General features: G+C 34.5%; 9 protein-coding genes. 2 read left to right on the forward strand and 7 right to left on the reverse strand.

The window, feature by feature from the left end; all coding sequences use genetic code 11:
- Positions 1–83 precede the first annotated feature (83 nt).
- On the forward strand, positions 84–857 hold the full coding sequence (locus tag Q0X14_RS04330) for a biotin--[acetyl-CoA-carboxylase] ligase (protein ID WP_297842923.1): 774 nt from the start codon (positions 84–86) through the stop codon (positions 855–857).
- Between the two features lie 10 nt (positions 858–867).
- Here the strand turns inward: Q0X14_RS04330 and accD are convergent, their stop codons facing one another.
- The 7 genes from accD to Q0X14_RS04365 form a co-directional block, all read right to left on the reverse strand.
- On the reverse strand, positions 868–1,707 hold the full coding sequence (accD, locus tag Q0X14_RS04335) for an acetyl-CoA carboxylase, carboxyltransferase subunit beta (protein WP_297842926.1): 840 nt from the start codon (positions 1,705–1,707) through the stop codon (positions 868–870).
- A gap of 1 nt (position 1,708) precedes the next feature.
- The gene (locus Q0X14_RS04340) at positions 1,709–2,425 is read right to left on the reverse strand and encodes a DUF1573 domain-containing protein (RefSeq protein ID WP_297842929.1); all 717 of its coding nucleotides are present in this window, start codon (positions 2,423–2,425) and stop codon (positions 1,709–1,711) included.
- The gene (gene tsaB / locus Q0X14_RS04345) at positions 2,418–3,101 is read right to left on the reverse strand and encodes a tRNA (adenosine(37)-N6)-threonylcarbamoyltransferase complex dimerization subunit type 1 TsaB (protein ID WP_297842932.1); all 684 of its coding nucleotides are present in this window, start codon (positions 3,099–3,101) and stop codon (positions 2,418–2,420) included. Before tsaB ends, Q0X14_RS04340 begins: the two co-directional genes overlap by 8 nt.
- A complete protein-coding gene (gene tsaE, locus Q0X14_RS04350; protein ID WP_297842935.1) occupies positions 3,064–3,492 on the reverse strand; it encodes a tRNA (adenosine(37)-N6)-threonylcarbamoyltransferase complex ATPase subunit type 1 TsaE in 429 nt (142 codons plus the stop codon). Before tsaE ends, tsaB begins: the two co-directional genes overlap by 38 nt.
- A 1-nt stretch (position 3,493) precedes the next feature.
- Positions 3,494–5,062: a bifunctional response regulator/alkaline phosphatase family protein gene (locus tag Q0X14_RS04355; RefSeq protein WP_297842938.1), complete on the reverse strand. Its 1,569-nt coding sequence runs from the start codon at positions 5,060–5,062 to the stop codon at positions 3,494–3,496.
- 6 nt (positions 5,063–5,068) lie between these two features.
- Positions 5,069–11,863 carry a cell surface protein SprA gene (gene sprA / locus Q0X14_RS04360; protein ID WP_297842941.1) on the reverse strand — a complete coding sequence of 2,265 codons (6,795 nt, stop codon included), beginning with the start codon at positions 11,861–11,863 and terminating at the stop codon, positions 5,069–5,071.
- A 288-nt stretch (positions 11,864–12,151) separates the two neighbouring features.
- Positions 12,152–12,649 (reverse strand): cupin domain-containing protein, encoded by a 498-nt coding sequence (locus tag Q0X14_RS04365; protein WP_297842944.1) that lies wholly within the window; start codon positions 12,647–12,649, stop codon positions 12,152–12,154.
- Between the two features lie 94 nt (positions 12,650–12,743).
- On the opposite strand from Q0X14_RS04365, the gene Q0X14_RS04370 reads away from it, so the two are divergent.
- Complete coding sequence (locus Q0X14_RS04370) at positions 12,744–14,120, forward strand: M20/M25/M40 family metallo-hydrolase (RefSeq protein WP_297842947.1); 1,377 nt, start codon at positions 12,744–12,746, stop codon at positions 14,118–14,120.
- The last annotated feature ends 542 nt before the right edge of the window (positions 14,121–14,662 follow it).

The following is a 14,662-nucleotide window of genomic DNA, read 5'->3' on the forward strand; positions in this document are numbered from 1 at the left end:
CGTCAGATAATATTGATTACTGTCAAATATACTGACAGATATTGAATATTTGAGTATTTTTACAAATAATTTTTGGAGGTTTTGTGTTTGAGATAGAAAATTTTGACTTAAAGCTGAATACCGATTTCATTGGTAGAAATTTTATTTATGTCGAAGAGATTGATTCAACAAATACTTTTCTTCTGGATAGAAGAAATGGAGTTAATGAATCAGGAACAGTTGTGCTGGCAGAAAAACAAACCAAAGGAAGAGGCAGAAAGGATAGAGTTTGGTATAGTTCAAAAGAACAAAACCTGACCTTCTCAATTTTACTTTGTAAGGATTATAAACTTTTCAATCATTTAAATCTTATAAATTTTTCTGCTTCGCTTGCAGTTGCGAATTCAATCGAAAACTTATATCAACTTCGCACTGAGTTAAAGTGGCCTAATGATGTTCTGATAAATAAGAAAAAAACCTGCGGCATTTTGCTCGAATCATCATCTCAGGGAAATAAAATTGATAGGGTTGTTGTTGGAATCGGAGTGAATGTAAATCAATCAATGTTTCAGGGGCAATTTAATTTTCCTCCCACTTCAATAAGAATTGAGCTTGGGCGCGAAGTTGAAAGAGAAAAACTTCTGGCAGAAATCTTAAATAATTTTGAATTTTATCTGAATAAAATTTCAACTGAATCGAATTACATCACTCGTGAATGGAAAGAAAAGTGTAGAATGATTGGCGAAAAAATTTATGTGAAAGAAGGTGATGTAATTAAAAATGGTATTTTTGATGATATTGACGAAGAAGGATTTCTTTTACTCAGAACTAAAGATGGAATAGAAAAAATAACTATTGGTGATGTCAGCATCGTCTGATATCACTTCTTTATGCAAGTAAATCCAGCACTCTTATCAGATTAGCTCTAAGATCTTTTCTGTGAGATATAAAATCTATAAATCCCTTCTCAAGCAGAAATTCTGATCGTTGAAAACCTTCGGGCAAATCTTTTCCGATTGTTTGTTTTATAACTCGAGGACCAGCAAAGCCGATTAAAGCTTTTGGCTCAGCAATATGAATATCTCCAAGCATAGCATAACTCGCAGTAGTTCCACCCGTAGTTGGGTCAGTCAATATGGAAATATAAGGAATTCCGGCTTCGGCGAGTTTGGTTAACCTGGCACTTACCTTTGCAAGCTGCATAAGTGAATATGCGCCCTCCATCATTCTTGCACCACCACTGCGGGAAATTATTATTGTCGGAAGTTTATCTTTATACGCTTTGTCAATCAATCTGGCTAACTTCTCCCCAACTACAGAGCCCATACTTCCACCAATGAATTCAAAGTCCATACAACCAAGTGCTACATCTCTTCCCTCAATCTTTCCTGTTCCTGTTCTAACAGCATCATAAAGATCAAGTTTTTTAATTGCCTCAGCAATTCTTTCTGTGTACTTTTTGGTATCCTTAAATTCGAGAGGATCTGCTGAGCGCATTTTTTTGTCCATTTCTTTAAATGAATTTTTATCTAAAAGAAATGAAATGTACTCTTTACTACCAATACGCCAATGATAATCACACTTGAGACAAGTCCACAGATTTAATTCAAGTTGTTTTCTATGGATTATTTCACCACAAGATGGACACTTTTCCCAAAGTCCATCAGGCAACTCACGCTTTTGAGTGTCAGGGGCTATATTCTGTTTTGATCTTCTAAACCAAGGCATATTAGTTTTTTAGAACCTCTGCATAAATTGTTATTACTTTTGTAGATTGCTCGCTATCATTCGACATAATTGAAATTGTTCTGCTCATCTTGCCTTGTCTTCCTTTTGTATCAAGGTCAACTTTCAAAGTTCCCTTCTCACCTGGTTTTAATTCTGAACTGCTAACAAGTGCAGCAGTACATCCACATGAGGTTCTTACATCTTTTATATTTAGGATATCGGTACCTTTGTTAACTAATTCAAAAGTATGGGACACTGTTGTACCTTCTTTAACCTGCCCAAAGTTAAACTGACTTTCAGGTAAATATAAAAGGGCTCCGGAAGGTTTATCTTTATTTTCATCCACCAGAATATTGCAACGGATTACAAAGTTTATATCGCTTTTCTCAGGATCATTTGTAATTACTCTAACAGTCTTGATTTGTGCACCTTTTCTCCCTTTAGAGTTGAATGTAACTTTGATCGTTGTTGTTTCACCCGGCTTTAATTCTTTTTTATCGGGTTGAGCAGCAGTGCATCCACAGGAAGCACGAACATCAATTATCTTTAAAACATCTCCACCATTGTTCATTATTTTGAAATCGTAAGAAACGACATCACCTTGTTTTATATCGCCAAAATTATATTCGGTTATTTGTGCACTGGCTTTTGGTCCAACAAGTTGTGCAAATACACTAATGGATAGAATAAGAGTCAAAGAAAATATTTTTTTAACCATTTTTCTTAACCTCCTTCACAATAAAATCTTTAATGTAATTTGGTTCAAGGAAATCAAAGTCATTGATAATTTTTGTCTTTCCGAATTTTAAAGCCCACAAACCAATTACTTCAGGTTCGGGTGAAATTATTTTATTCGGGTTAGAAGAAATATTACCAAATAACAATTCACCATCATTTATTTTGACATCAGTAATTGGTAATATTTTTAATTCCTCTTCAAATATATAATTATTGTTTTTAACATGAAACTTTGCAAAGTATGCCTCATCACGGTTTGCTTTATTCGCAATAATGAACCTCTGTCCATCAGGAAGAATTTGTGAAAGATGAAATGCAAGTGCTTCGAAAGTGGGAACAGGAATAATTGGAATTTTTATTCCTGCTGCAATCCCTTTTGCCGCAGCCATTCCGATTCGAAGTCCGGTAAACGAACCTGGTCCTGCAGATACAGCGACTGATTTAATTTCATTTAGTTTGATGCTTGAATTATCTCTGAGCGTTTCAATAAGCTCAAATAATTTTTCGGAATGTGAATGAGGCAGAAAAATCTTGGCCGAGTAATACTCAGTTTCGTTCAAAAGAAAGGAAACACCACATAATTTTTCTGATGTTTCAATTGAAAGTAATGGCAGAATATCAACTGAACTTGAAGAATCTGAATTTTCTTTGTTCATTTCCTGTTGCTTCAATTTTTATTTCAAATCTTTTTTTCGGTAATACATTTTGAAACAATTCACCCCATTCGATGAATGTAATTGCTTCATTATCAGCAAGATAATCTTCCAGCCCAATATCGTGTAACTCAGCTTCTTTATTAATTCTGTAAAAATCGAAGTGATAAATTCTTAAATCCCCTTCATATTCATTAACGAGTGCGAATGTTGGACTGTTTGCGTTATGAATTCCTAATGCTTCAGTAATTTTTTTTATGAAAAATGTTTTACCTGTTCCAAGCTCACCATTCAAAACTACAACATCACCCGATTTAAGTTCTGTTAGAAATTCCAGAGCAAGTTGCCTGGTCTCTTCTTCAGAATTGCTGATTCGCTCACAAGGAAAATCCATTTTACTTTGGCTCCATAGTAATTACAGGTAAAATCATTTCCTCCATAGAAATTCCCCCGTGCTGAAAAGTATCCTTGTAATAAGATAAATATTTGTGATAATCAGTTGGATAAACGAAATAATAATCTTCTTTTGCTATGATGTAATTTATTGTTACTCCGCGTTTTGGTAATTTGTAATCAGAAGCATTTTTCACAAAGACTGCATTCTTGTTATCTGCTTTTAAATTTCGTCCGTACTTAAATCTTAAATTTGTTGATGCTTCTCTGTCACCCAAAACTTTAGCACCTCGCAAACAGCGAATGCTTCCATGGTCAGTTGTAACAATTAATTTAACCTTATCCATTTTAGCCAATGCTTTGAATGATGCAAAAAGAGATGAATGTGTAAACCAACTATTAGTTAAAGAGCGATAAGCTGCTTCATCAGGTGCAATTTCTTTTAATATGTCTGAATCCGATCTTCCGTGAGCAATCATATCCAGAAAGTTAACCACAACAGCTGTTAGTTGATTGTTCTTGTATGAATAAATATTTTGTTCAAAATTTCTTCCCACTTCGGGATCAATTATCTTAATATACTTAAACTCATTTTTGAGCTTAATTCTTTTTCTGTCCAAAAGTAATTTGAATAAATCTTTCTCATATTTATTCATACTGTTTTCATCTTCACTTCCGCTCATCCATAAATCAGGATAATATTTTTCAATATCTGCAGGAAATAATCCGCTGAATAATGCATTGCGGGAATATGGTGTTGCTGTCGGAAGAATCGAGTAATAGAAATCCTTTTCAATTTTGAAGTACTCTGATAAATGTTGCTCCATTATAAGCCACTGATCCATCCGAAGGCAATCTATCACAATATAAAAGACTGAAGTATTTTCATCCCGTAAATTTTTGAATAGATATTTTTCAGGAATTTCAGGACTTAAAGTCGGGACATCAGGTTTACCCAAGGATTGCAACCATTCAGGATAATTTCTTTCTACAAATTTTGAAAACTCTTTGTTGGCTTCTCTGTATAAGTCTGACAAGGTTTCTTTAAGTCCAAGTTCAGGGTGCTTATCGAGTTCAATTGACCAGTTAACAAGTTTTAGATAAATATCAATCCATTCATCGTATTCCAATCCGCCGAGAAGTTTTTGAGAAATCAGATTGAAATCATTCAGATAGTCTTTTGCAGCATATTGTCCAACGATTTTTTTCGACTCAAGAATTTTTTTGCACACAAGCAATACCTGACTTGGGTTAACCGGCTTGGTAAGATAATCGGATATTTTTCCCCCTATTGCTTCATTCATTAAAGATTCTTCTTCTGATTTTGTAATCATCACAACAGGTAAAGCAGAATTAATTTCTTTTATCTTGCTGAGAGTTTCCAAACCACCCATTCCAGCCATCATCTCATCAAGAAAAATAAGATCGTAAGCTTTTTCTCTTACCATCGACAAAGCATCTTCACCATTAGTTGCAGTATCAACCTCATATCCCTTTTCGGAGAGGAAAATAATATGAGATCTCAGCAAATCAATTTCGTCGTCAACCCATAGAATTTTTTTCTTATCCATCTTTCCTCAGTTTATTGTAATGTTAACATCAATTCCGGCTTCATTTGTTGTTGTTGGCGGAATTCTCGAAGCGCCTTCAGGAGAAACTGATGAGCGTTTATAAAAAATTGAAAGCGTAACTTTTGAACTTATTGTGTATTTGATTCTTGGTTCAATAGTTACTCTTGTTGTTCCATCCTGCGGAATTCCTTCTTCGGTAAAGTTATTCATTTCATATCTTACTACAGAATTCTTTGATTGATTATAAGCAAGACTAAATTCAACATCGTTCTTTAATGATACACCAAACAATGGGATTTCAAATCCACTTTTAGAATATTGAAGTGTGAATCCTATGTCCCGTGAAAAAGTTTCATTAATATTCGTCGTTGTTATTCCGAGATCATAACTGGTTCGAGTACCATATTTTAAGCTACCGGAAAGATTTCCTTCCCATAACTGACCAAAAGTTAAATTCAATCCTGCTAAAGGTGAAAATCCATAATCAATTTTTTGTGTCTGAATTTCCTCTTTCCCATCACGACTTAATTTCCATCCTTCAGTATAGTTTGCTGTGTAACCGTGCTCAAGTGAAACACGTTTAGCTATGGATTTGAAAATTAAAAAGTTTTCTAAACCATCCCAGGTTATTCTCCAGTTTGGTCTTGGAATATACTTTGTTACTTTGCTTAAGAACGGAAGCTTTGAAAGAAATGGGAAACTTTCAAATCCTTCCTGAAACGCATTTGATAAACTTGAAGCAGCATCACCGGATTGAGGATTATAAAGTTCGTGAACCTTTTTTATACCGCTGTTTGCAACGGACAATAACAAGACTGGTGGGAATGTAACAAATGATCTTGTTAATGTTCCGGAAGAAGTTATTCCCTGAACAAATAAGTTTCCATTATCATCAACTGAAAGTGTAGTGACTTTATTCAATGACCAGCCAACTTTCCAGTTGATATCAATTTTAGCACCTTCCCAAAGTGGTCTGGATGTTTTGAAATCAAGATTATTTTTCTGTGAGAAGTTATCGCTAAGATTCGTTCTAGCTGCAGTTACACGTTTGCCAACATCACCAGAAAGTCCTAACATAAATCCACGGGTAGGACCAGCATCCTCATTGTAAAACAATCCCCAAAAGTTTGAAAAACCGGTTCCCATTGATTTTAATCCTGATTTGGATAGTTGATTATCATTCGAAAAGCTAATTGAGATTGTTTCATAATCAAAGAATATATTTTTTGCAACTGTTTTCAGAAATCCTAAAGCCTTTGAAATTGCTGATGGTTTATTCAAATCCTCAGCACTAAGTGAATCAGGCGAATCCGTTTTATTTACAAGAAGACTGTCTTCATTCTGAATATCCTGACGATTAAGAATTTGTTTTTCCTGATTTATTTGTCTCTGTGTTACATTTTGTTTTTGTTCAGGTTCTTCAGCGAACAAAGGAGCAAAAAGTGCTTTCAATCTTAAAGTTAATCCAACATTCGACTTATTATTATAACCCGCACTTCTACCTAATTCTTCCTGTCGTAAATCATAATTCCATTGGTATCCGGCAGTATAACCAGCGGTGATTGTGAAAAATTTATTCAGATCGAAAAGAGAAGGAAGTTTTGGTGCTGTTCTGAAATCTATAGACTGCTGATATCTGAAATCCTTACCAAAGAATTTTCCTCCAATGATGTCGGACCATATTTCACTTTCTGTTCTTTCTCTTCCGTATATATCAGTCTCGAGATTTGCAAGTGTTGAAGTAATGTTGACATTGTAACTTGTTGTAAGATTTAAAAATCCTCCTTCAGTAACTTTCCAGTTAAATGTCATTCCTCTTGTCGTAGAGAAATCTCTTGAGACCACTTCATCTGGTTCAGTAAACTGACCAGTCTGTGGATTATATGTGGGTCTGCTCTTACTTGCATTTCTGTTTCGCTTTGCAGTTACATTAAGACTAATGTTTTGTGGAAGAAAATAAATCTTAAGATTTGCATAATCTTTAAATAGCTGAATGAACGAACCAAGTATAGGAATATCTGCGATAACGATATTATAATCAGGACTTAAGTTCAAACCGTAAGTCATATTTGCATTCCAGACCCAAGCAGTAGATTTTTCTATTGTAGGATTCCTGCTGAAAGTTTTGTTATAGTTAAATCCAAATGTGAGTGCATTAAATGTATCTCTGATTAACCACCAGGAAGAAGGAATTTTAATTTTAATATTCGAAGCTGACCAGGTATCAGAAATTGATTCAGTTTCAGTTTCTTCTCTTATTTGTTGAGGAGTTTTAACTCTGCCTGTTGTATCCAAATCATAAATAGTCTGCTGCCTCTGAACAGCTTCATCAACTTTAACATCAGTTCCCGGCAAATATAGCGGTTTACCTTTCTGCTCTGTGTGTGAATAATTAATACGAAGGCTACTTTCAGGTAAATTTATTGGTAGTAGTTTCAAAACATTTAAATCAGTTGAAACCGACCAGTTTGTATTATCTACTCTTGAACCGAACCTTTCAGATAAACGATGGAAGTATGGATCCTTTTTACTATAAGTAAAATTAACAGTCATCAAATCAGCAAGTTTCAGAGAACTATTAATACTATAAGCCCACCCAGGTGAATCATCAGCACCAACTACACGAAGTTCATTCACCCAAACTTGTCCTGATAACGGTCCCTGGTTAAAACTATTATCAATATTAAATACGCCAACAGATAAAAATTTAATTGATGTCAGTGTCGGATTACCTTTGAAGACATAATAATGTCCCGGTCTTCCTTCAACCGGAATTTTAATAATCTGATTTAATGAATCTCTGGTTGTCTGCTTTATTGCAGTAATTTTATCAAAATCAATTGTGATTTCATTCCAATCGGGCAGTACTGGTTGACGATATTCATAATAGTTGTTAGTATCACCACCAAAACGGAAATATACTTCCGTAGAGTATTGTCGTTGTCCACCAAGTGTATCGCTGTATGAAATCGAGCCGGGAACATCATTCAAATCTCCGTGAATAAACAATTTCATTTGTTTGTAATTAAAAACATCCAAAGGTCTGAACAAATATTTTACGGCTTCTCTTGATTGACCATCAGGCAGTCCGTTAAGAACTAAACTTAATGATTGTTCATTTCTTAGAATATTTTCATCAGGTCTTGTTCTGTCTCTTTCCTGAAATACACCTGGAGGACTTTTATATTCCGGATTTTCCTCAATACTTACAACAGAAATTGACAAGACGCTATCATTCTTTACAAGTTTCTGCCATTGACTTCCAACAAGATTAAATTCCGCAATCCTGAAATGAACTTTATTATTTACTCCTGTAGTGAACATTCTAATGAATTCAACATTTGAAAAACTTGCCTGTCCTATTGCATTCTTATATTCCTGCAAAGGTATTCTGAATAAATACCAGTTAAATTCGGTTAAACCTCCACCAGCAATAAATGGATTGTTCTGCGGAACAGTATCGAGCGGAATTTCGTATCTGAAGAATGCTGTTGCGTTATCCAGAGTTCCGTTTCTGTTAAGGTCTTCAGTATCAGGTAAACGACCAATGTCGGTTAATACAGCGTTACCTTCAGTTCCATTAATATTGAAATAATCATAAGGATAAGGCGTACTTCCTCGCTGGAAAAAGAAATTATCTCCGGAAGGATCAGATTTTGTACTGTTATATGTTGTTCTTTCAGCAGCGTCGAATAATCCATCAAGTCCCGTGTCTTCTTTACCCTCAACATCAATTGCATCATTTCTGTCTTTGTCTTCGGTATCAAGAATATTATTTGGAATTACATCTTCACTTATTTTACCTAAATCAAGGTAAAGTTTTGCACCAGGTTCAGCATCAACAATCTGTGCCCAGAATTCAATAAACTCTACATTCTCTTCAATTAAATTATTTGCTGTTGAAGAAAGCACTTTCATATTTCCACCCCAGACTTTCTGAGGATCGCTCAGGTTTGGTTCCCAGTTATAAGTTCCCGGCGTGTCTGGTAAGAAAACATAATCAAGAACTGTTACTTGTTGATCAGAACGTGCAACCTGCTTTCTTTCCCCATAAATTTGCTGTACAGTAAATGGTGATGGTGTTTCATTGAACCAGAATGCTTTACCTTTGTATGGCATTTTTTCCCGTCGTGAAGTTCCCGGAAGATTAGCTAATGAATCAGGCGCACTTAAATCTTTCCAGGAAGTATATGAAACTCCAACAGGAATTAATCTTTTAGCTCCTTCAAAATCATCAATGTAAGCAATACTTTTCCCCTGATCTGATGAGATTGTACTTTTCTTTGTATTCGGATCAGGACTCATATAAGCAAATTCACCGCTGAAATTAAATGAAGACATTTCTCTTGTAGAAATAACTTTATCAATTGCTTTTGTAACAAATGGCAAATCAGCTGAAGTATTAAAATCAACTCCATAAATTGTATTGCTTAATGGTTCTTCACCAATTCTTACTTTATCACTTAATGTTTGTTGATTAAGATTGAGAACTGAGAATCCAAGATTTGTTTTCTTTGAGAACTCATAAATACCACGAGCACCCAACAATGTTTTTGATGCAAGCTGGAATAAATCATTCTGTTCAAAAGTGATTCTTAGGTTGGCGCCCGGCACAAGAGCAGCACTATTTGTAATAGTTAACTGACCACTGTTGTAATCTACACGATAATCAACGCCCTCTTTCAAAGGTCTTCCATCGAGCAAAACTTTAACCGAATTTTCAACAACATTAAATCCGAGCTGATATGTTGCTGATGCAGTACCTGTGCTTTTACCAACAAGAAGCCATTTGTCTTTTTCTTTCTTCTGCTGTGCAAAGGTTTTAGTTGTATCATAAATATCCTGATAAGTGTATTGACTTAATTCAGATGGAATATTTCTTCCGAATGGCTCTAAGGTGGGGAAAATTATTTCGCCTGTTTCAGGAAAGACAGTAATGTTTGGTCTGAAGTCGAAAATATTATCTGGATTTGGCTGTTTACTTGCATCAAGTAAATCAAGTCCAAATGCATTCAACAATCTTTTACCATTTAATTCTCTTACAGGTTCGCCACCTTCAATTTCGTATTTAATATCAAATTCAAATCCTTCTTCTTTAATATTTCTTACCCCAATCGGATAAATGTTTTTAAGTTGCAATTTCCACGCTGTTTGATAAAGTGGCTGAAGATTTTTTGGCTTAACAAGTTTTAGAACTAATCTTTTGGTAGTGTTAGTATCACCGGGCGCAAGCCATTCTCCAAAATATTCATCATCAGCTGTTCCCGGTCCGTTTTCTCTTCCATAAGAAACAGCGATAGCATCATTTTCATTGATGGCAGTTTTAAAGGTTATAAATCCTGTTTCAGCATGAAGTGTGTAATCAATTCCTTCCTGAAGTAATAGAAATCTTCCTGCTTCTTCAATTCCGGAAACAGGATTGTCAAGAGGTTGTCTGTATGAATCAGGATATTGTTGATTCCTGCTTATTGGCGGCAATGAAATAAATGCATTTGCTTCACGTTCACGGGACTTATCAGTTGTAATTGTAGATATAGATTTCCAAACCTGTATTTCAGTTATCAGATACTGATTATTTACTTGCGGAGTCGGATTTCCATAATAGTTATTAAAAATATTTAATGTAGGGTCAGCGTAAACTGTATCAACAAAATAGTGATTTGTTGAATAATCATAAGCCCGTTTCTGGAATTCGCTAGCAGTTGTTCCACCTGAGACCTCAACTTCTTTTGTTTCACCTTTCTTCTGACTAGCAATCGTAGTAAGTGTAAAAGGTCCCATTTTGAAAAGTGCTTTGATTCCGAATAGAGCTTCACTACCACCAACAAGTGGCGAAGTCTGAAGTGAAACATTTCCTGCTTCTATGCTTTGAATTATTTCATCTTCATAACCAGTATATTTTATCTTAAGCTGATTTTCATATTCAAATGTTCTTTCAGTATTCCAGTCAGCACTAATGTTTAACTTATCTCCGATAGTTCCATTCACATTTATCTGAACCTGCTGTTTAAAGTCAGGTTCGTTTCTTGTATTGCCTAATCTTGAAGCAGTAACACCTTCTGTTGTTTCATTTCTCCAGGCACCATGAATCTGAACAGCACCACCAATTTTCAAACTTATTTTAGGTTCACCAAAAATACTTAATACACCAACTTTTGGTAAAGGAATTTCAAAGTCAGTAATGCTCTTCATTAATTCCTGAAGACCAACTTTACCTGATTTAAGTTCGTAAGCATAACCTAAATCTTCCCATTTCTTTCGCTCTTCAACTTTCAACCTTTCCTGAATATATTCTTCAATCGGCATTCTCAGTAATATTTTTGAATCCTTACCGGCGATAAGTTCTCTTATTTCAACATACTTCCCTGTCGAATCAATTGTAATTTTTCTTTGTTTAAAAGTTGGTGAAGGTTCGACAAAAAACTTAGAAAGACGTTTTTGTTTTAAGCGAACATAAGGAACATCTTCACGAAAATATCTGAAGTGTTCTAATCGCGCAGTAGAATCCTGAGACCACTGATACAATCTCAACGAGTCTTTATTAATAATTATTTTTACAGTATCTAAAGCCGATTTAACAGAATCAGTTTTCGTAATTAGAGAATCGCCATTTATAAAGGTTGAATCTGTTTTATTCTCCAAACCAGTATCTGGTGGTGTATTGTAGAAAGGAATTTTTAATTCATTATTCCCGGATGTAATTGGCGGAACTAATTCATCATTTGATGAATTCTGTATTTCAGATTGTTGCTGGAGAGTAATCAGATTGAAACAAATATCTCTCCAAATATCCTTATTCATCTGAGATTTTTCAGATGAATTAAACCCCAGATTTATCCCGGCATAAAAAAGTAACGCTGAACCGAGAATAATCCGGATGAAATCTTTCACGGAATTTTTTAACGCGCGTTTAATGAGGAACACCTAACAGAATATTAAACAATACAGTAGAGGTATTTTTCGATATGACTCCTTTTTTTGTTTGAAAAAATAAGCGAAAGTCATAGATATTTTCAAGAAAGTACTTTTTACACATACAAAACATAAAAGTTCTCATAAAATTTTTTAGGTCAAAATTTTAGCTGCTGTTTAAAGTTTAGTAAACTTTTTAATCAGCTTTGCATGTTCAGGAAATTTAGTTATTAAATTTTTTCTGTCTGCAAGTTCAAAATCCTTAAAATCAAATCCTGGTGCAACAGTGCATCCAATCAGAGCAAATGAATTTTTGTCAGTAAGTTCTGCAGCAAACCAATTATTCTTTGGAATCACAAGCTGAAAAATTTCACTTCCCTTTCCAAAAAGATGTTCAGTCAATTTACCATTTTGATCAATTACATATAATTTAACATCACATCCATCATAAAAATGCCATATCTCGTCTGACTTTAATCTGTGGAACAAAGATTTATCTCTTCCGGTCAATAAAAAGTAAATCGAAGTAGATATATTTTTTTTATTTAACTTCTTTGCGGGAATAGTTTCAGTAAAAAACATTTCGCCGGCACGATAAATTTCGCAATAAAAACCTCCTTCAGGATGTTTCTGCAATTCCAGTTTATCTATATAATATCTGGCTTTTGAATTCATAAAATATTTTTTCCTTACAAGTAAGATAAGAATTTATTCTGATTTTGAATTAACACTACCTTAACTAATTTTGCTGAAAAATTTTGGAATAGAAATGTTAAAATTCTCACTACTCATTTCCCTGTTTTTTCTTTCAACAGTATTGTCATTTGCTCAGAACGAAAAGATCAACAATTATATTTCTGTTGCAGACACTCTCACCAAAACAGCTTTGAGAGATCGGAAAGGTTATGATTGGTTGAAAGAACTTTGTGAAATCGGACCAAGACTCAGCGGTTCAGAGAATTCATTAAAAGCAATCTTCTGGGCCGAAAATAAAATGAAACAACTTGGTTTCGACTCAGTGTGGCTTCAGCCGGTTATGGTTCCTCATTGGGAAAGAGGTGAAAAAGAATTCTGTGCTGTTTACAATGGAAATAATTTTGTAAGAGAGTTAAATATCCTTGCTCTCGGAGGGAGTATTTCCACTGATAAAAATGGAATTACAGCAAATGTTATTGAAGTAAAATCTTTTGATGAACTGAAACAAAAATCATCGGATGTTAAAGGCAAAATTGTTTTTTTCAGCAGACCAATTGATCAGGGATTGATAAATACTTTTTCCGGTTATGGTTCTGCTGTTGACCAGAGAGTTTATGGTGCTATCGAAGCCGCTAAGTATGGAGCTGTTGGGGTTGTAATAAGATCAGTTACAACGAAATATGATAATGTTCCTCACACAGGCGTTATGCTTTACGCTGATAGTTTACCCAGAATTCCTGCCGCTGCAATTGGTTATCTTGATTCTGATTTTTTAAGTGAACAATTAAAAATAAATCCTGAGCTTTTGTTAAAACTCCGATTGAATTGCAGAACATTTGAAGATGCACCGTCATTCAATGTGATTGGTGAAATTAAAGGAACGCAATTGCCTGATGAAGTAATAGTTGTCGGAGGACATTTCGACAGCTGGGATGTTGGATGCGGTGCTCACGACGACGGCGCCGGATGCATCCAATCTATGGAAGTACTGGATTTATTCAAACGACTTCATATAAAACCAAAAAGAACTATCAGATGCGTTTTATTCATAAATGAAGAGAATGGTTCTCGTGGCGGAATTGAGTATGGAAAATTTGCTTTATCTTCATCAGAAAAACATATTGCTGCCATTGAAGCTGACAGAGGTGCATTCACTCCCGTCGGATTTTATGTTGATAGTGATTCTTTAACTATAGATAAAATTTCGAGATGGTTGCCTGTATTTGAAAAAGCTTCAATTGAGTGGATTAAAAAAGGCGGCAGTGGAGTTGATGTCAGCAAGATTAAAAATGCAAAAGCATTACTTGGCTTTGTTCCAGATGATCAAAGGTATATGGATTTACATCATTCAGCCAATGATGTTTTTGAAGAAGTTCATCCGAGAGAATTTGAATTAGGCACTGCTGCAATGGCTGTGATGGTTTATCTTTTAAGTGAAGAAGGTTTGTAGAGAAAGAAAATAAAACCTCCGAGGTCTTAAAAGACCTCGGAGGTTATTACCACTAACTAATTACGAGTAATTTATTTAAAAAATTAAATTAAGCAGAATTTGGGTTGCTCTAAAGTTATCGATAATATTCTAAGCAATCTGTTTTTTTTAATTTAGCCGCAACCTTCAGGCTGCATTGTGTTAAGATTGTAATTCCGTATTTTTACCTTACTCCCTTATACCTTATTCCATTATACCTCTTTCCCGTCGTCAAAATTTTTTACACCGCTTTAGTTTTTACTTGTAAACTTGACTAATAGAATTCCTCACTCTTCATTTTCATTTTTTAATTAAAGAATTTTATAAGGAATAAAAGTTGATATATTTATAGTTAAGAGGAGCTTACTATGCAGTTAATTACCATTTTTGACGTAATAATAAAGCACAGAATAAAACTCTGTTTTGTCTATTTTATATTCAGTAGTTATCTGTGGCAAAATAATATTTTAGTGACGGAAACAATTACCCCCCCCCCAATCAATTGATGGTTAACAAATTATCAA

Source organism: Ignavibacterium sp. (assembly GCF_025998815.1).
Lineage (GTDB): Bacteria > Bacteroidota > Ignavibacteria > Ignavibacteriales > Ignavibacteriaceae > Ignavibacterium.